The sequence below is a fragment of the Cryobacterium inferilacus genome (assembly GCF_019599185.1).
GTDB classification, from domain to species: domain Bacteria; phylum Actinomycetota; class Actinomycetes; order Actinomycetales; family Microbacteriaceae; genus Cryobacterium; species Cryobacterium inferilacus.
Genome location: NZ_JAIEUL010000002.1, coordinates 232,074 through 249,640 on the forward strand (window position 1 = coordinate 232,074; position 17,567 = coordinate 249,640).

Annotated in this window: 15 protein-coding genes and 1 other RNA gene; 7 read left to right on the forward strand and 9 right to left on the reverse strand. The window is 67.0% G+C overall.

Features of this window, described 5'->3' with window-relative positions:
• The first annotated feature begins 37 nt into the window (after window positions 1-37).
• Together rnpB and K2F54_RS02990 are read left to right on the forward strand one after the other, a co-directional pair.
• Window positions 38-412, forward strand: an RNA gene (gene rnpB / locus K2F54_RS02985) — RNase P RNA component class A.
• Window positions 413-483: 71 nt separating this feature from the next.
• Window positions 484-861 (forward strand): TIGR02611 family protein, encoded by a 378-nt coding sequence (locus K2F54_RS02990; RefSeq protein ID WP_220604340.1) that lies wholly within the window; start codon window positions 484-486, stop codon window positions 859-861.
• Window positions 862-871: 10 nt separating this feature from the next.
• Here K2F54_RS02990 and ppgK read toward each other — a convergent pair whose 3' ends face one another.
• Window positions 872-1,636, reverse strand: coding sequence for a polyphosphate--glucose phosphotransferase (ppgK, locus tag K2F54_RS02995; RefSeq protein WP_220604341.1), 765 nt, complete (start codon window positions 1,634-1,636; stop codon window positions 872-874).
• Between the two features lie 16 nt (window positions 1,637-1,652).
• Window positions 1,653-2,519, reverse strand: a complete 867-nt coding sequence (gene map, locus K2F54_RS03000; protein WP_220604342.1) for a type I methionyl aminopeptidase — start codon at window positions 2,517-2,519, stop codon at window positions 1,653-1,655.
• Between map and K2F54_RS03005 the strand changes: the two genes are divergently transcribed.
• Window positions 2,520-2,720 carry an SPOR domain-containing protein gene (locus K2F54_RS03005; protein WP_220604343.1) on the forward strand — a complete coding sequence of 67 codons (201 nt, stop codon included), beginning with the start codon at window positions 2,520-2,522 and terminating at the stop codon, window positions 2,718-2,720. It abuts the gene before it with no gap.
• 46 nt (window positions 2,721-2,766) lie between these two features.
• On the opposite strand, the gene panB is transcribed toward K2F54_RS03005, so the two are convergent.
• Complete coding sequence (gene panB / locus K2F54_RS03010) at window positions 2,767-3,639, reverse strand: 3-methyl-2-oxobutanoate hydroxymethyltransferase (protein WP_220604344.1); 873 nt, start codon at window positions 3,637-3,639, stop codon at window positions 2,767-2,769.
• Window positions 3,640-3,751: 112 nt separating this feature from the next.
• Between panB and glnA (K2F54_RS03015) the strand changes: the two genes are divergently transcribed.
• Both glnA (K2F54_RS03015) and K2F54_RS03020 read left to right on the forward strand, forming a co-directional pair.
• The gene (gene glnA / locus K2F54_RS03015; protein WP_066595282.1) at window positions 3,752-5,089 is read left to right on the forward strand and encodes a type I glutamate--ammonia ligase; all 1,338 of its coding nucleotides are present in this window, start codon (window positions 3,752-3,754) and stop codon (window positions 5,087-5,089) included.
• A gap of 25 nt (window positions 5,090-5,114) precedes the next feature.
• Window positions 5,115-8,150 (forward strand): bifunctional [glutamine synthetase] adenylyltransferase/[glutamine synthetase]-adenylyl-L-tyrosine phosphorylase, encoded by a 3,036-nt coding sequence (locus K2F54_RS03020; protein WP_220604345.1) that lies wholly within the window; start codon window positions 5,115-5,117, stop codon window positions 8,148-8,150.
• Window positions 8,151-8,251: 101 nt separating this feature from the next.
• Here the strand turns inward: K2F54_RS03020 and glnA (K2F54_RS03025) are convergent, their stop codons facing one another.
• Complete coding sequence (gene glnA, locus K2F54_RS03025; protein WP_220604346.1) at window positions 8,252-9,676, reverse strand: type I glutamate--ammonia ligase; 1,425 nt, start codon at window positions 9,674-9,676, stop codon at window positions 8,252-8,254.
• 146 nt (window positions 9,677-9,822) lie between these two features.
• Between glnA (K2F54_RS03025) and K2F54_RS03030 the strand changes: the two genes are divergently transcribed.
• Window positions 9,823-10,266, forward strand: coding sequence for an RDD family protein (locus K2F54_RS03030; RefSeq protein WP_220604347.1), 444 nt, complete (start codon window positions 9,823-9,825; stop codon window positions 10,264-10,266).
• Between the two features lie 80 nt (window positions 10,267-10,346).
• Here the strand turns inward: K2F54_RS03030 and K2F54_RS03035 are convergent, their stop codons facing one another.
• From K2F54_RS03035 to lipB, 3 genes are read right to left on the reverse strand one after another with little or no spacing between them, the layout of a single operon-like run.
• Window positions 10,347-11,057 carry a DUF4191 domain-containing protein gene (locus K2F54_RS03035; RefSeq protein WP_220604348.1) on the reverse strand — a complete coding sequence of 237 codons (711 nt, stop codon included), beginning with the start codon at window positions 11,055-11,057 and terminating at the stop codon, window positions 10,347-10,349.
• A 49-nt stretch (window positions 11,058-11,106) separates the two neighbouring features.
• On the reverse strand, window positions 11,107-12,093 hold the full coding sequence (gene lipA, locus K2F54_RS03040; RefSeq protein WP_220604349.1) for a lipoyl synthase: 987 nt from the start codon (window positions 12,091-12,093) through the stop codon (window positions 11,107-11,109).
• The gene (gene lipB / locus K2F54_RS03045) at window positions 12,090-12,725 is read right to left on the reverse strand and encodes a lipoyl(octanoyl) transferase LipB (RefSeq protein ID WP_220604350.1); all 636 of its coding nucleotides are present in this window, start codon (window positions 12,723-12,725) and stop codon (window positions 12,090-12,092) included. Before lipB ends, lipA begins: the two co-directional genes overlap by 4 nt.
• A gap of 148 nt (window positions 12,726-12,873) precedes the next feature.
• On the opposite strand from lipB, the gene K2F54_RS03050 reads away from it, so the two are divergent.
• Window positions 12,874-14,568: a protein kinase domain-containing protein gene (locus tag K2F54_RS03050; RefSeq protein WP_220604351.1), complete on the forward strand. Its 1,695-nt coding sequence runs from the start codon at window positions 12,874-12,876 to the stop codon at window positions 14,566-14,568.
• A 46-nt stretch (window positions 14,569-14,614) separates the two neighbouring features.
• Here K2F54_RS03050 and K2F54_RS03055 read toward each other — a convergent pair whose 3' ends face one another.
• Together K2F54_RS03055 and lpdA are read right to left on the reverse strand one after the other, a co-directional pair.
• Window positions 14,615-16,063, reverse strand: coding sequence for a 2-oxo acid dehydrogenase subunit E2 (locus K2F54_RS03055; protein WP_220604352.1), 1,449 nt, complete (start codon window positions 16,061-16,063; stop codon window positions 14,615-14,617).
• Window positions 16,064-16,131: 68 nt separating this feature from the next.
• The gene (gene lpdA / locus K2F54_RS03060) at window positions 16,132-17,505 is read right to left on the reverse strand and encodes a dihydrolipoyl dehydrogenase (protein ID WP_220604353.1); all 1,374 of its coding nucleotides are present in this window, start codon (window positions 17,503-17,505) and stop codon (window positions 16,132-16,134) included.
• Window positions 17,506-17,567: the final 62 nt, after the last annotated feature.

Genomic DNA, 17,567 nt, shown 5'->3' on the forward strand with positions numbered 1-17,567 from the left:
ATAAAGCGTCGCAGCCCTGTAGGCTCGATCAACGGAATGGGTCGGCAAGACGGTCGCGTCAGTCCAGGCTCTTCGGAGCCGGGGCTGCCGAGGAACGTCCGGGCTCCACAGAGCAGGGCGGTGGGTAACACCCACCCGGGGTAACCCGCGAGACAGTGCCACAGAAAGTAGACCGCCGCAGGCCCCAGGCCTGCGGTAAGGGTGAAACGGTGGTGTAAGAGACCACCAGCGGCCAGGGTGACCTGGCTGGCTCGGTAAACCTCGCCCGGAGCAAGGTCGAACAGGAAACGCCAAGGCGGCTCGCCGAGTTTCCGGGTAGACCGCTAGAGGGCTGCGGCAACGTAGTCCCAAGATAGATGGCCGTCCAGGGCGCAAGCCTGGACAGAACCCGGCGTACCAGCCGGCCCATTCCACTTCCTGATAATCCGGTTAGAGCACAGGTCTGGATGACCTATTCTCGGCCGCTGCTTCTACGCTGGGTGCATGAGCACACCCGGCTTTTCGTCTGCCGCCGACCGTACGCCGGTGCGGCCAGAGACGAACGGGCGCTGGCCACGGCTCCGCGCCGCTCTGGCGGGGTCCAGGGTCTGGATCCACGCCCATCCGCGGATCAGGGCGCCGTACCGGATTCTCGTCGCCCTGGTGGGTCTGCTGGTCGTGACCGTTGGCCTGATCCTGGTGCCCCTCCCCGGACCGGGCTGGCTGATCGTCTTCATCGGCGTGGCCGTGCTCGGTACCGAGTTCCCGGCAGCGCACCGCCTGACGGAGCTGGTACGACGCCAGGCACGTCGGGTACGCGCCTGGTGGCGCGCCCGGCAGGACCGTCGGGCCGCTGCGGGCCCCACCGGGTCGGCTGCCTAGACCTCTCGGGTCAGGAGCCAGGCGTGTACGTCGCCGCCAGCGCGGCGGCGCCAAGGATTCCCGCGTTGTTGCGGTGCACGGCCGGGATGATCCGCGTGTTCAGCTTGAGCAGCGGGAGGAAGTCTTCGTGGTGCTTGGAGACCCCGCCGCCGACGATGAACAGGTCAGGAGAGAAGAGCGCCTCCAGCCGGGAGTAGTACTTCTGCAACCGGCCGGCCCATTTCGACCAGCTCAGGTCCTCGCGCTCCTTGGCGCTGAACGCGGCGCGGGTCTCGTAGTCGACGCCGTCGATTTCGAGGTGACCGAGCTCGGTGTTGGGCACCAGGGCGCCGTCATTGATCAGCGCCGTCCCGATGCCAGTGCCCAGGGTGGTGAGGAGCACGACTCCATCGACGCCCTTGGCGGCACCGAAGGTGGCCTCGGCGTAACCGGCGGCGTCGGCGTCGTTGACGAAGTGGATGGGTACGCCAAGGCCCTTCTCGAACAACGCCTCGGCGGCGAGGCCGATCCACTTGTCCGACACGTTGGCGGCGGACATGGTGTGGCCGTGCTTCACGATGGCGGGGAAACACACACCGATGGGGAGGTCTCCGGCCCCGGCAGAGACCGTGGCCAGGATCTGGCGGGTGGTGTCGACGATGTCCTGGGGGCGCCCGCCCTTGGGGGTGGGCAGCTTGACCCGGTCGGAGAGCAGGGCGCCGGTGGAGAGATCCACCACGGCTCCCTTGATGCCGGTTCCGCCGATGTCGATGCCGATGGCAGTGGGTGAACTCATTGCAACAATCTACCGGCTAGACGACGGTCAGGATTTCGGCACCGCGCTCGGTCACCACGAGGGTGTGCTCGAACTGTGCCGTGATGCTGCGATCCCGGGTCAGGACCGTCCAGTCATCCGCCCACATGTCCCATTCGCTGGTACCCAGGGTCAGCATGGGCTCGATCGTGAACACCATCCCGACCTCCATCACGGTGTCGTACTGGGGCGCGGAGTCGTAGTGCGGAATGATGAGGCCGGAGTGGAAGGCATCGCCGACCCCGTGGCCGGTGAAGTCCCGCACCACTCCGTAGCCGAACCTGCGCGCGTACGACTCGATGGCGCGCCCGATGACGTTGACCTGGCGGCCGGGTGCCACGGCCTTGATCCCGCGGGCCAGGGCCTCCCTGGTGCGGTCCACCAACAGGGTGACCTCTTCAGAGGCCTCGCCGACGATGAAGGTGACGTTGGAGTCGCCGTGCACACCGTTCTTGTACGCGGTGATGTCGATATTGACGATGTCGCCGTTCTCCAGCACGGTGTCGTCCGGGATCCCGTGACAGATCACCTCGTTCACACTCGAGCACAACGACTTGGGGTAGCCCCGGTAGCCCAGAGTGGACGGGTAGGCGTCATTGCTCAGGAGGAACTCGTGGCCGACCCTGTCCAGTTCCTCGGTCGTGACACCGGGCACGACGGCTCGACCGACCGCCTGGATCGCCTCTGCAGCGATTCGCCCGGACTCCCGGATCAATTCGATGCGCTCGGGGGAGTACACGTCGGAGCCGGTGTAGCGGGCGGGTGCGGTGCGCCCGACGTACTCGGGCCTGATGATGTGGGCGGGTACGGAACGGTGGCTGGACACGGTTCCCGGAAGAAGGTGACCGGCAGAATCCTTAGGCATATGATCAACCTTATGGCCGAAGATGCTGATCAACAGTTCTGGTACAACATGCGCACGGGTGCGGTCGAAAAGGGACTGATGTCGCCGTCCGTCGACAGGGTCGGGCCGTTCTCGACCTTCGACGAGGCAACTCATGCTCTCGACAAGCTGCGTTCGAACAGCGCCAAATGGGCGGAGGACGACGCCGAGGAGGACCGCTGACGCGGTCCGTCACACAACCCGGCGGCGAGTGCGGGCCCGGTGGCGGCTACTCGTAGCTGTGTTCCGGCCCCGGATAGGCACCGGACGCCACGTCGTCCTTGAACGCGTGGACCGCATCCGTGAGCACGGTGTGCACGTTCGCGTACTGCCGAACGAATCTGGGCACTCGCCCCGTCGTCATGCCGGCGAAGTCGGTCCAGACCATCAGCTGGCCGTCGACGCTCGGCCCAGCACCGACGCCGATGGTGGGAATCTCCAGCCGCTCGGTGACCAACGCGGCGACCTGCGCCGGCACCATCTCCAGGACCACCGCGAAGGCTCCGGCGTCCTGTACCGCGAGGGCATCGGCGATCAGGGTGTCAGCGGCCGCACCGCGGCCCTGGATGATGTGCCCGCCCAATCCGTGCTCGCTCTGCGGAGTGAAGCCGATGTGCGCCATCACCGGAATCCCCGCCGACACGATGCGCTTGATCTGCTTGCGGATACGCGTCCCACCCTCGAGCTTCACGGCGTGGGCCTGAGCCTCCTTCATGAAGCGCACCGCGGTGTGCAGTGCCCCTGACGCGCCGGTCTCGTAGCTGCCGAAGGGCATATCGGCGACCACGAGGGCGCGGGTCACCGAGCGGGCCACCGCACGCGTCAACGGAATCAGCTCGTCGACGGTGACCGGCAGCGTGGTCTCGTAGCCGAAGACGTTGTTGCCGGCGGAGTCTCCGACGAGGAGGAAGTCGATGCCGGCCTGATCGAAGATCTGCGCGGTCAACATGTCATAGCTGGTCAGGCCGGTGATCGGAATGCCCTGGTTCTTGGCGTTCTGGAAATGCCTGGTGCGCACCCGCTTGGGTCCGGCTGGCGCGCTGGCGTACGGGTTCTGAACCTCGACGGCCGTGGCGGCGTCGGGTGCGGCTGACTCTGACATGGCTTCAGTGTAGTCAGCACCGAATTCCACGGACCGATCGGGCCCCGACCGGCCGGTCATGGCCCGCGGGCCGGGCGGCACGGTAGCCTAGGTGCAACAAGAAAGGGCGTGAATGGACAAGCAGCGCGACTTCGTTCTTCGGACAATCGAGGAACGGGGCATCAAGTTCATTCGACTATGGTTCACGGACGTGGTCGGCACCCTCAAATCGGTCGCCATTGCACCGGCAGAGGTGGAGGGGGCGTTCGCTGAGGGCCTCGGCTTCGACGGGTCCGCGATCGAGGGTCTCACCCGGTCGTTCGAGGCCGATGTGCTGGCCCACCCGGACCCCACCACGTTCCAGATCCTGCCCTGGCGCGGAGAGGTCGACCCGACTGCCCGGATGTTCTGCGACATCACCACGCCGGACGGTCAGCCCGCCGTCGCCGACCCGCGCAACGTGCTCAAGCGCACCCTCGCCAAGGCGGCCGAACGGGGCTTCACCTTCTACACCCACCCCGAGATCGAGTTCTACCTGCTCAAGTCGTCCAAGTTCGGCAAGAACGGGCCCGTCCCCGTCGACTCTGCCGGCTACTTCGACAACGTCCCCGGTGGCACCGCGCACGACTTCCGTCGGCGTTCGGTGCGCATGCTCGAGGACCTCGGCATCTCCGTCGAGTTCAGCCACCACGAGGCGGGGCCCGGCCAGAACGAGATCGACCTGAGGTACGCGGATGCGCTGACCACGGCCGACAACATCATGACTTTCCGCACCGTCATCAAGGAGGTGGCGATCGAGCAGGGTGTGTACGCGACGTTCATGCCCAAGCCGCTCTCCGACCAGCCGGGCTCTGGCATGCACACCCACCTCTCGCTGTTCGAGGGCGACACCAACGCCTTCTACGAGGCCGGCGCACAGTACCAGCTCTCCACGACGGGTCGGCAGTTCATCGCCGGGCTGCTGAGGCACGCGCCGGAGATCACGGCAGTCACCAACCAGTTCGTCAACTCCTACAAGCGGTTGTGGGGCGGCGACGAGGCCCCCAGCTTCGTCTGCTGGGGCCACAACAACCGCTCAGCGCTGATCCGGGTGCCGCTCTACAAGCCCAACAAGGGCCAGAGCTCCCGGATCGAGTACCGTGCGATCGACTCCGCGGCGAACCCGTACCTCGCGTACTCACTGATGCTGGCCGCAGGGCTCAAGGGCATCGAAGAGGGCTACGAGTTGCCGCCGGAAGCCGAGGACAACGTCTGGGGGCTCAGCGACACTGAACGACGTGCGCTCGGCTACCACCAGCTTCCTGCCAGCCTCGACCACGCCATCCAGTACATGGAGGAGTCCGAGCTCGTCGCTGAAACGCTCGGCGAGCACGTCTTCAACTACGTGCTGCTGAACAAGCGCCAGGAATGGCGCGAGTACCGGTCGCAGGTCACCCCGTTCGAGCTCAACAAGAACCTCGAGATGCTCTAGGAGCAGTCCAGACAGGCACACAACTATGGCGAGAGAACAGCTGACCCTGACAGACCTCGCTCGCGTGGGCTTCGCCGATCTCGGCGAGGCCCGCGCCCGGCTCGACGAGGTGAGTGAGAGGGGCGGACCGGACCCGTCCGACCTGTTCCCGCTGCTCAGCCGCGCCGCGAACCCGGATGCGGCCCTGTTCGCCGTTCTCTGCCTGGTGAGGCAGGCTCCGACCGAGTTCGCCGCCCTCAGGCGGCACCCGGGCGCCCTGCAACGGCTGGTCCTGGTCTCGGGTGCGTCGACCGGTCTGACCGACTTCTTCCTGAGGCACCCCGGCGAACTCGAGGTGCTGCACGCGAAGACATCGACGCTGCCCAGCCTGGCCGACCTGACCGCTGACCTGCTCTCCGCCGTGCAGGCCACCGACGGATTCGCCTCGCTTCTGGAGGATGACGGCTGGGTGGCCCTGCGGGTGCGATACCGGCGTCGACTCGCGGAACTGGCCGCATACGACCTGGAGCAGGCCGACCCCGTCGCGGGGCTGGACCTGATCGCCCGCCAGCTTGCGCACCTGGCATCGGCGGCTCTGGAGGCCGCACTCGCGGTCGCCAGGGGAATGATCGGCGGAGATGTCGCCGCGCACGGCGTATTCCCGATCGACGAGGTCCGGCGCACGCGGTTGGCCGTGATCGGTATGGGTAAGGCCGGCGCGGGTGAGCTGAACTACGTCAGCGATGTCGACGTCATCTTTGTCGCGGAGGGGGATGAGGCCGCAGGCCTCGAGATCGGACGCGCCGTCGACATTGCGACTCGCCTGGCGATTCTGATGATGCGCGGACTCAACCAGCCGAGCCTGGAACCCGAATTGTGGGAGGTGGACCCGAACCTGCGTCCAGAGGGCAAGTCCGGCGCCCTGGTGCGCTCCCTCGACTCGCACATCGCCTACTACGACCGATGGGCCAAGAGCTGGGAATTCCAGGCCCTGCTCAAGGCGCATCCGCTGGCGGGGGACCTGGAACTCGGCACCCGGTACGTCGACGCCGTGGCGCCGAAGGTGTGGACGAGCGCGAGCCGGGAGAACTTCGTCGACTCCGTGCAACGGATGCGCGAACGGGTCACCAGCAACATCCCCGCCGACGAGGTCGCCGTCCAGCTCAAGCTCGGCCCCGGCGGACTTCGGGACATCGAATTCACCGTCCAACTGCTCCAACTCGTGCACGGCCAAGCCGACCCTGACGTCCGCCAGCCCGGCACACTGCCCGCCCTCGCCGCCCTGGCCGAGTCCGGCTATGTCGGCCGCGTCGAGGCAGCCGAGTTCGCCAGGGACTACCGGACGCTGCGCCTGATGGAGCACCGGCTGCAGCTGGACCGGCTGCGGCGCACCCACCTGCTGCCGCGTGACGAAGCCGGTCTGCGGGTCCTGGCCAGGGCTACGGGCCTGGCGACGAGCGCTGCCGCACTCACCACCCGCTGGGAGGCCACCAAGCACCGCGTGCGCGGCCTGCACGAACGGCTCTTCTACCGACCGTTGCTCTCCGCGGTCGCCGCGCTCCCTGCTGAGGGGCTCAACCTCACCAGCGCCCAGGCTGAAGCCAGACTCGCGGCCATCGGGTTCCGCAACACGGCCGGGGCCCTGGCCCACATCGCCGCGCTCACCGGCGGGGTGTCTCGACGGGCGACCATCCAGCAGCATCTCCTGCCGGTGATGCTGCAGTGGCTCTCGGACGGCGCAGACCCGGACTACGGCTTGCTCGCCTTCCGGCGGCTGAGCGACAGCCTGGGATCGACCTACTGGTTCCTCCGGATGCTGCGCGATTCCTCCGGCGCGGCCGAACGGTTGACCAGGGTGCTCTCGGCGTCCCGGTACGTTGGCGAGCTGTTCGAGACGATTCCCGAAGCCGTCGCCTGGCTCGAACACGACAAGGACCTCCGTCCGCGTCCACTCAGCGTTCTGCAGGACGAGGCCCGCGCCGTCCTGGCCAGGCATGGCAGCCCAGACGCCGCGGCGTCGGTGCTGCGCACCAGCCGCAGGCGGGAGATGCTGCGCCTGGCGCTATCGGCGATCCTCGGTCGCATCACGATCGACGAGCTCGCCGCCGGGCTGACCGATGTGGCGACCGTGATCATCCAGGGCGTCCTCGGCGCCATCCGCGGGACCGGCCTCACCGGCGAGGATTCTCCGGTGGCTCCTGACGGTATCGAGTTCGGGGTCATCGCGATGGGCAGGTTCGGTGGAGCCGAGCTGGGCTTCGGCTCGGACGCCGACGTGCTCTACGTTTTCCGCCCCGGCACCCTGGAGGGGGGAGCGGCGCACGATCGTGCGTCGTTCATCGTGCGCGAGTTGAACCGGCTGACCGACGACAACCGGCTGCCGTTCGACCTCGACATCGGGCTGCGCCCCGAGGGCAAGAACGGTCCGGTGGTGCGGTCGTTGGATTCCTATCAGGCGTACTACCGCCGGTGGGCGCTCACCTGGGAGGCGCAAGCTCTGCTGCGTGCCCGCGGCGTGGCCGGAGAGCCCGCGCTCCTGGCCGGTTTTCACGCCGTGATGGACACCGTGCGTTACCCGACCGCGATCAGCGACCAGGATGTGCGGGAGATCAAACGCATCAAGGCGCGCGTGGAGAACGAGCGTTTGCCCCAGGGCGCTGACCCGAATCGTCACCTCAAACTGGGTCGGGGTTCGTTGAGCGATGTGGAATGGTTCGTGCAACTGCTGCAGTTGCAGCACGCGGCGGCCCTGCCGTCCCTGCGCACCACCTCCACCCTGGTGGCCCTGCAGGAGGCGGCCAGGCACGGGTTCGTGACGGACGCCGAAGCGGCCACCCTACGGGCGGCCTGGCTGTTCGCGTCCCGGTGCCGCTCAGCGATCACCCTGTGGACCAACAAGACCGCCGACGTGCTGCCCAGCGACCGGATGCAACTCGACGGTGTGGCTCGCATGCTGGAGTATCCGCCGGGCTCCGCGAACCAGCTCGAAGAAGATTATCTCGCGGTCACGCGCCGGGCCAGGGCGGTCTTCGAGCGCCGTTTCTACGGTCCCGTGGAGCGGCCTGGACCCTTCTCCGGCTGACACCGACCGATTCAACGTCAGCAGATTCAACGAAAGCAGGACCGCATCCGGGTGGATGCGGTCCTGCTGTCGTCTGTCAGTGGCGCTGTGCTTCTCGCAGCCTAGACGCCGTAGTACAGTTCGAACTCGAACGGGTGCGGACGCTGTGCGAGAGGCTTGATTTCCTTTTCGCGCTTGTAGTCGATCCAGGTCTCGATGAGCTCGGGGGTGAAGACGTTGCCGGCGAGCAGGAAGTCGTGGTCGGCTTCCAGTGCCTGTAGGGCTTCTTCCAGCGAAGCGGGAACCTGGGGGATGTTCTTGGCTTCTTCCGGCGGCAGCTCGTAGAGGTCCTTGTCGACCGGCTCGTGCGGTTCGATGCGGTTCTTGATGCCGTCGAGGCCGGCCATCAGCTGTGCGGCGAACGCGAGGTACGGGTTGCCGGAAGCGTCGGGGGCGCGGAACTCGAGGCGCTTGGCCTTGGGGTTCGTACCGGTGATCGGGATACGGATCGACGCGGAGCGGTTACCGGCCGAGTAGACCAGGTTGACCGGAGCTTCGAAGCCCGGAACCAGGCGGTGGTACGAGTTGACCGTCGGGTTGGTGAACGCGAGGACGGCCGGTGCGTGCTTGAGCAGGCCACCGATGTACCAGCGGGCGATGTCGGACAGCCCGCCGTAGCCGGCCTCGTCGTAGAACAGCGGCTTGCCGTCTGCCCAGAGGGACTGGTGGGTGTGCATGCCGGATCCGTTGTCGCCGAAGAGCGGCTTGGGCATGAACGTGGCCGTCTTGCCCCACTCGTGTGCCGTGTTCTTGACGATGTACTTGAACTTCAGCAGATCGTCGGCGGCGTGCACCATGGTGTCGAACTTGTAGTTGATCTCGCCCTGGCCGCCTGTGCCGACCTCGTGGTGGCTGCGCTCGAGGATGAGGCCGGCGTCCATCAGCTTGAGGCAGATGTCGTCGCGCATGTCGGCGTGCTGGTCGACCGGGCTGACCGGGAAGTAGCCGCCCTTGAACGGGGTCTTGTTGGCGAGGTTTCCGCCCTCTTCCTTGCGACCGGAGTTCCAGGCACCCTCGCTGGAGTCAACGGAGTAGAAGCTGGTGTGCTGGTTGACCTCGTAGCGCACGTCGTCGAAGATGTAGAACTCGGCCTCTGAGCCGAAGAACGCGGTGTCGCCGATGCCGGTGGAGGCCAGGTACTTCTCGGCCTTCTTGGCCACCTGGCGGGGGTCCTTGGAGTAGATCTCACCGTTGCGGGGGTTGTAGATGTCGAACAGCATGATGAGCGTGCGCTCGGCGCGGAACGCGTCGATGTAGGCGCTGGTCACGTCCGGAATCAGCTGCATGTCCGATTCGTGGATCGACGCGAAACCACGGATCGACGAGCCGTCGAACATCTGGCCGACGGTGAAGAAGTCCTCGTCGACGGTCGACGCCGGAATGTTGAAGTGCTGCTGAACACCGGGCAGGTCGGTAAAGCGGAGATCAAGGAATTTGACATCGGTGTCCTTGATATACGAGAGCACTTCGGACGAATCGCGGAACATGCGGGTTTACTCCAAACGACGTAGGCGTGTGTGACTGGAAATGTCGAACACTGCGGCTTCCCCGACCTTATTACTGACGGGTTACTTGAGAATGACGCTTATGTTTCCTCCATGTTACAGAGCGGGTTGCTCGGTAAACTGAACGGGTGAATTCACCCCCCTCTCCGCCGACCACTTTCGGCCAGCTCCCGCCCAGCACCTGGCCGGGGGAGCGGCTCGGATTACCCCCGGCAGGTCCGCACTCCGTGGGCAGGGTGGGACGGCGGATCTCGGCTCTGCTCATCGACTGGGCCATCGCCGTGGCGCTCGCCTGCCTGATCTGGGGCTACACCCTGCTGAACTATGACGGCTTTGTGGTGTTGGCCGTGTTCGTTCTGCTCCAGAGCGTCCAGCTCGCCGCCCTCGGCGGGAGCGCCGGTCATCTGCTCCTCGGCTTGCGGTTGATCACGCTCACCGGCGAACGCGTCGGAGTGTGGCGTCCGCTGGTGCGCTCCGTGCTTCTGGGCCTGGCCGTGCCGGCCCTGGTCTGGGATTCGGACCAGCGGGGCTTTCACGACAAGATCGCCGGGACCGTCCTGATCCGTCGCTAGCGCGGCGCTGGATCGGCGGCCGATGACGACGGAAGGGCACGGGGAGATCCCCGTGCCCTTCCTTCTGCTTCCGACTGCTGCTAGTTGCCGCGCTGCGGGCGGGCCTTGGTGGGGTCGACGCCCTTGGGGATCGGCAGTTTCTTGGTCATCGAGTTGAGGCGGTTGTTCACCGCGAGGACCTCGGCCTTGGTCAGCGACGGCTTGATCTTGGTGAGGCGACGGGCCAACTTGTGCAACGGAACCGCATCAGAGTCTGGACCGACGGCGATGACGGTGACCGCGACGTTGCCGCCGACCTTGGCGACCGAACGCTTCTCCTCATCTACCATGCGGGCGGTGCGGGTGCGCGGGCCCTCGCTGATGAGCACGACACCTCCGCGGCCGACGGCTCGGTAGACGGCATCCTGGGTCTTGCCGTTGACCGCGACCGGCATCTCGCTACCGACCCAGCCGCGCTTGAGGGACGACCGCAGCACCGCGCCGACGGCGCCGGGCTGGCCCTCGATCTGCGAGTACGCTGCCTTCTCGGCCCGGCGGCCCAGGATGATCAGCATGGCCAGGACCCCGCCGAGGACGCCGGCGATGATCCAGAGTGCGATGCTGAAACCGTTGTCGGGAGTCAAGAGGAGTGCGAACGCCAGGCCGATGACCACGGGGATCAGGAAGCCGAGGACCATGAACAGAACGATGTTCGAGTCGTAGCGTTTGGTCATCTGGAAGACCTGCCACATTTGCTTCAGGCGGCCTGGTTCTTTGGGGGTGCGGGGACTCTTGTCCTTGCTTCGTGCCATGGTTCTAAGACTACCCAGTCGCTCGATCGGCGCGGAACGGATTCACGGGTCAAACGGCCTGGCTGAAGCCCAACGTGGCGTCGGCAAGGTGCCTGAGGTGCGCTGGCACCTCCCGCCCGGTCGCCACCATGGACTGGGCCCACAGCCGCCCGGCACGGTACGAGGAGCGCACCAGCGGGCCGGCCAGCACGCCGAGGAATCCGATCTCCTCCGCCTCCGCCTTGAGCTCGACGAATTCTTCTGGCCGTACCCACCTGGCCACAGGCAGGTGCCGTGGGCTGGGACGGAGGTATTGCGTGATGGTGATGATGTCGGTACCGGCCTCGTGCAGATCGTGCAGAGCCTGGGTCACCTCGAGGCGTTCCTCACCCATACCCAGGATCAGATTCGACTTGGTGATCAGTCCGGCGGCGCGGCCCTGGCTGAGTACGTCGAGGGATCTGTCGTAGCGGAAGGCCGGGCGGATGCGTTTGAAGATGCGAGGCACGGTTTCGACGTTGTGCGCGAAGACCTCGGGCCGGGCGGAGAACACCTCGTTGAGGTGAGCGGTGTTGCCGGTGAAGTCCGGCACCAGGATCTCCACGCCGGTGCCGGGGCTCTGCTGATGGATCTGCCGGATTGTTTCGGCGTAGAGCCAGGCGCCCTCGTCGGGCAGGTCGTCGCGGGCAACCCCGGTCACCGTCGCGTAGCGCAGCTTCATTGCCAGTACGGATTCGGCGACCCGGCGCGGTTCATCGGTGTCGTAGTCCGCCGGTTTGCCGGTATCGATCTGGCAGAAGTCGCAGCGCCTGGTGCATTGCGAGCCGCCGATGAGGAAGGTGGCTTCCCGGTCTTCCCAGCACTCGTAGATGTTCGGGCAGGCCGCTTCCTGGCAGACGGTGTGCAGGTTCTCGGCCTTCACGAGGTCCTGCAACTGTCGGTACTCCGGGCCCATCCTGGCCCTGGTCTTGATCCAGTCTGGCTTGCGCTCGATCGGCGTCTCGGCGTTGCGGATCTCCAATCGGAGCATCCGGCGGCCGCCGGGTTCGGCGCTCATGCCGACACCAGGAACCGGTTGCGAAAGTGCGTGCTGACGGACGTGACGGTCTCCTCGGTGGTGACCCTGTGCCCGAGCACCTCGGACATTGTGGTGACACCTGCGTCGACGATGCCGCAGGCGACGATGCGGTCATACGGTTCGAGGGAGTTGTCGCAGTTCAAAGCGAATCCGTGCATGGTGACGCCGTCGGCGATGCGGATGCCGATGGCGGCGATCTTGTCTTCGGCGCCGGGCTGTCCCACCCACACCCCGCTTCGGCCGACAACCCGGCGGCCGGCAATGCCGAAGTCGGCCAGCACGGCGATCAGGATGTCCTCGAGCAGGCGGACATAGCCCACGACGTCGATCGGCTCTGGTAACCGCAGGATGGGATAGCCGATCAGCTGCCCCGGCCCGTGCCAGGTGATCCGGCCGCCCCGGTCGACGTCCACGACGGGGGTTCCGTCGGTGGGACGGTCCTCCGGCTGGGTGCGTTTACCGGCCGTATACACGGCGGGATGTTCGAGGAGCAGGACGGTGTTCGGTCGTTGACCGGACACCACCGTGCGATGGACGGCGCGCTGGAGCTCAAGGCCCTCGAAATACGGCACGGAGTTGGCGCTTAGCCCCGCGACGACAAAGTCGAGCATAAGGGGAGCCTACCGGGCCGTCCCTCCCCAGGCGAACACGTGCAGGATTTCGCGCAGATTGCGATGGACTCCTCCCCGGGTACCGGCCGGCACGGGATGGTGGGTGCACCCCCACCGTCCCGAGGTGAGGGGTGGAGAGGAGAGCGTCATGGGTCTCGCCGGGGGCGCAGCAGTCCCGGACACACTGGTCGGATACCGGGTGATCCGTCGGATCGGAGTCGGCGGCCAATCGCTGGTGTTCCTGGCACGTGCGGCATCGGCTGGCGGCGACGCGCCCCCGGTGGCGTTGAAGGTCTTCCGTCGCCAGACGGATCCGGCTCGGATCGGCAGGGAGGTCCATGCCCTTCTCGCGACGCCGGCCACGACGCTGGCGCGTCTCGAAGACGTGGCGTCGACTCCGGATGGCAGGGTGTGCCTGGTGCTGGAGTACCTGCCCGGGTTCACGCTGGACAGGCTGCTCGCAGTGCGGGGACGGATCAAGGCCGCCGAGGTGGTCACCATTGCGGCAACGATCACGGCCACTCTGCAGGCGCTGCACGAGACGGGCCTGACCCACCCGATGGTGCGCACCTCCAGCGTCCGATTCGACAGGTGTGGGCGCCCGGTGTTGCTCGGGCTGGGCGACCTGGGGGAGCTGCCAGGGGGAGCGGCGGGCGTCGGGCCGCGGCGGGATGCCGTGGTCAGCCTCACGGGGTTCCTGAACGGCCTTCTGGCCTATCTGGACACCGCAGAGGCTGCCGGTGCCTCCGCCCTCCTGGCGGAGTTCCAGTCCACGTTGACAGTCCGACCGTTTCCTGCGGACCTGACGAGCCTGGAGAGTGCCCTGTTCACGTGGGCGGCGGCGGGGCCGGTGGACTGTCTGCCGAACGGTCCAGCGGAAGCCGGCGCGCCCGTGTCGATTCCCGCCGCTGTGCCCCGGCTGATGGCTGTCGCGGCGGCAGGTGGGGTGGCGCCGGCCCCGCCCGTAGAACCGGGCAGACGTCGGGCTGCGGCACTACCGGCAGCTCGCGGGGCAGCCAGGGCGGCGGCGCAACGGGCCGCGCAGCGGCCGACTGTCCAGCGCCTGACCGGGGGTCGGGCTGTCGTTCGGCGACGGCTGAGCGATGCGGTGGAGCGCAGCAGGGCCGCGCTCTCCTGGCTGCGGATGGACCGTCGTCGCGCCGCGCGGCCACGATCGAGACCGGATTCCCAGCGGCGTTCTGTCGGTCGTCCGCTGCTGCTGGGCGGAACACTCGTGGTGGTCCTGTCGGTCGGGGGAATCGCCGCGCTCGAGGGTGGGTCGGCGCTATCGGGTGGTTCGGCGCTATTGGGCGGTTCGATGCCGGAGGCGACCGTGCCTTCTGTCCCCGAGCCTGCGCCGGTGGGTGATCCCGGGCCCGGCGCCGCTGCCGGGCACAACGGGGAGCGACAGGAGAAGGTGGGCAGCGAACAGATGGAAGCCGACCGAACTGTAGTGGAGTCAGACGATCCGGCCGCAGCCGTGCTGGAGCTGTTGCGACAGCGCGAGGCGTGCCTGGCCGCCGCATCCGTGTTGTGTCTGGACGGGGTGAACCAGGCGGGCTCGGTCGCCATGGCGGCGGACGGATACACGATTCGGCAGGCGCAGGCCACGCCGAATGCGAGTGGGGACGACGATGTGCCCGGCAACGCCCCGCCTGTCACTGCGGTGGTTCAGGAGCGCACCGGTAATGCGGCGCTGGTCGTGCTCGCCCCTGGGCCCGACAGCGACAGCGACAGCGACGCACCGACCCGCGCAGAAGCCACCGTTAACACACAACCGGCCTCCGCCCTGGTGATCAAGGGCGAGGCCGGTTGGAGACTGCGTGAACTGTTCGACTACTGAACCCCACGGGGCACGCAGTCACCGTTCGGGGTGATGCTCAGGCGAATCAGATGCCGAGGTTGGCTTCGAACTCTCCGGCTTCCAGCCGCGCCTTCATGGTGGTGAGGAAGCGCGAGGCGTCCGCTCCATCGATGATGCGGTGGTCGTAGGAGAGGGCGAGGAACACCGTCGAACGGATGGCGATGGAGTCCAGCCCCTTGTCGCTGACGACAATGGGCTTCTTGTAGACCACGCCGGTGCCGAGGATGGCGCTCTGCGGCAGGAAGACCACCGGGGTGTCGAACAGCGCGCCACGCGAACCCGTGTTGGTCAGCGTGAACGTGCCACCGGACAGTTCGTCTGGCTTGAGCTTGTTGTCCCTGGTGCGAGCAGCCAGGTCGGCGATCTGGGCGGCGAAGCCGGCCAGATCCAGCTCACCGGCGTCGCGAATGACCGGGGTCAGCAGCCCGCGCTCGGTGTCCACGGCAATGCTCATGTTCTCCTGGCCCGGGTACACGATCGACGTGCCGTCGACGGTCGCGTTGATGATCGGGTTCGCCTTCAGAGCCTCGGCCGCGGCCAGGGCGAAGAACGGCAGGAAGGACAGCTTGTTGCCGGTCTTTTCGTGGAACGAAACCTTCACCTTGTCGCGCAGCATGGCCACGCGGGTGACGTCGACTTCCACAACGGTGGTGAGCTGGGCGGTCTGCTGCATGGAGGCCACGGCGCGCTCAGCGACGACCTTGCGCAGTCGCGACATCGGCTGGGTCGTTCCGCGCAGCGGCGATACCTCCACGGCGGCGGCGGCCGGCGTGGCGGTCGTCGATGCGGCAGCGGACTCGATGTCCTGCTTGCGGATCCGCCCGCCGACACCGGTGCCGGTGATGGTGGACAGGTCGACGCCGGCCTCGTTCGCGAGTTTGCGCACGATGGGCGTGACGTAGCCGCTCGGCCCGGCGTGTGCGCCGCGAGCCGGCGCGGCTGCCGGTGCTGCCGGTGCTGCGGGGACCGGAGCGGGTGCCGCCGCGGCGGGAGCCGGTGCTGCGGGTGCCGGTGCTGCGGGTGCCGGTGCTGCGGGAGCCGGTGCTGCGGGAGCAGCCGCGGGCGGCGGCTCGACGGCCGCAGGAGCGGGCGGTGCGACCTCGGCTGCGGGAGCCTCGGCGGGTGCCGGAGCTTCTGTGGACGGCACCTCGGCCGCGGGTGCCGGGGCGGCAGCCTCGGCTGCGGGAGCCTCCTCGGCTGCGGGAGCCTCCGCTTCGGGGGCGGCTGCCGGGGCTGAACCGTCGCCGATGGTGACCAGCGGGGTTCCGACCTCGACGGTCTCGTCTTCCTGCACGAGGATGGCTTCGATGACGCCGGCGATGGGGGATGGGATCTCGGTGTCGACCTTGTCGGTCGACACCTCGAGCAGCGGTTCGTCGACTTCGACGCGGTCTCCCACGTTTTTCAGCCAGCGGGTGACCGTACCCTCTGTGACACTCTCTCCGAGTGCCGGGAGGTTGACGGATTCGCTCATGCGTTTGTCTCCTTTGAAACCATTAATGTCTGACCAATGTTAGTGAATAACTGTGTGCCGAAAGCGGGCTACATCGCGTGCAGGGGCTTGCCGGCCAGGGCCAGGAAGGCCTCGCCCAGCGCTTCGTTCTGGGTGGGGTGCGCGTGCAGGAGCGGCGCGAGGTCCTCCGGGTACGCTTCCCAGTTCACGATGAGCTGGCCTTCGCCGATCAGCTCGCCCACGCGGGCGCCGATCATGTGGATGCCGATGATGGGGCCGTCGGCCTCACGGACAACCTTGATCGAGCCGGTGGTGCCGAGGATCGAGCTCTTGCCGTTGCCGCCAAGGCTGTACTCGTAGCTGGTGACATTGTCGGCGCCGAACTTGGCGACGGCCTTGGCTTCGGTGTAACCGACCGAGGCGATCTCGGGGTCGCAGTAGGTGACCTTCGGGATGTTCAGGTCGTCCACGACGATCGGGGACAAGCCCGCGATCTCCTCGGCGACGAAGATGCCCTGCTGGAAACCGCGGTGCGCGAGCTGAAGGCCGGGAACGATGTCACCGACGGCGTAAACGCCGGGGATGTTGGTGGCGAGGCGCTCGTCGGTGATGACGAAGCCGCGGTCCATGGAGATGCCGGCTTCTTCGAAGCCGAGGCCCGCGGTGGACGGGCCACGACCGACGGCGACGAGCAGAAGCTCGGCCTCGATGGTGGTGCCGTTCTCGAGCGTCACGACGACGCCGGAGTCATCCTGCGTGACGGACTGGAACCGGACGCCGAGGGAGAAGTTGATGCCACGCTTGCGGAAAGCCCGCTCGAGCTGCTTGGACACCGACTCTTCTTCGTTGGGAGCCAGGTGCGGGAGGGCCTCGATGATGGTGACGTCGGCGCCGAAGGACTTCCAGACGCTGGCGAACTCGACGCCGATCACGCCGCCGCCGAGGACGGCGACCTTCTTGGGCACGTAGTTGAGTTCGAGGGCCTGCTCGCTCGTGATGACGCGACCCTCGATGGCCAGGCCCGGAAGCGAGCGGGAGTACGAACCGGTGGCCAGCACCACGTTCTTGCCCACGATGGTGTCGTCGCCGACCTGGACGGTCGTCGGCGAGATGAGGTGGCCCTCTCCCGCGATCACGGTGATGCCGCGGGCCTTGATCAGGCCCTGCAGGCCGCGGAACTTGCTGGCGACGATGCCCTCGCGGAACGCGGTAACTGCGGCCATGTCGATGCCCTCGAACGACGTGGTGACGCCGTACTTGGAGGATTCCCGGCTGACGTCGGCTACCTCGGCGGAGTGCAGCAGCGCCTTCGTGGGGATGCAACCGACGTGGAGGCAGGTGCCACCCAGCTTGTCCTTCTCGATCAGGCCGACGGTCAGGCCCAGCTGAACGGCGCGCAAGGCGGCCGCGTAGCCGCCGCTGCCGCCACCGAGAACTACAAGGTCAAAATTCTGTTCAGACACCCAGATACTCCCTCGTGCATCACATACACTTTCACGGCCTGCCCAGCGCATATGGTTTGCGC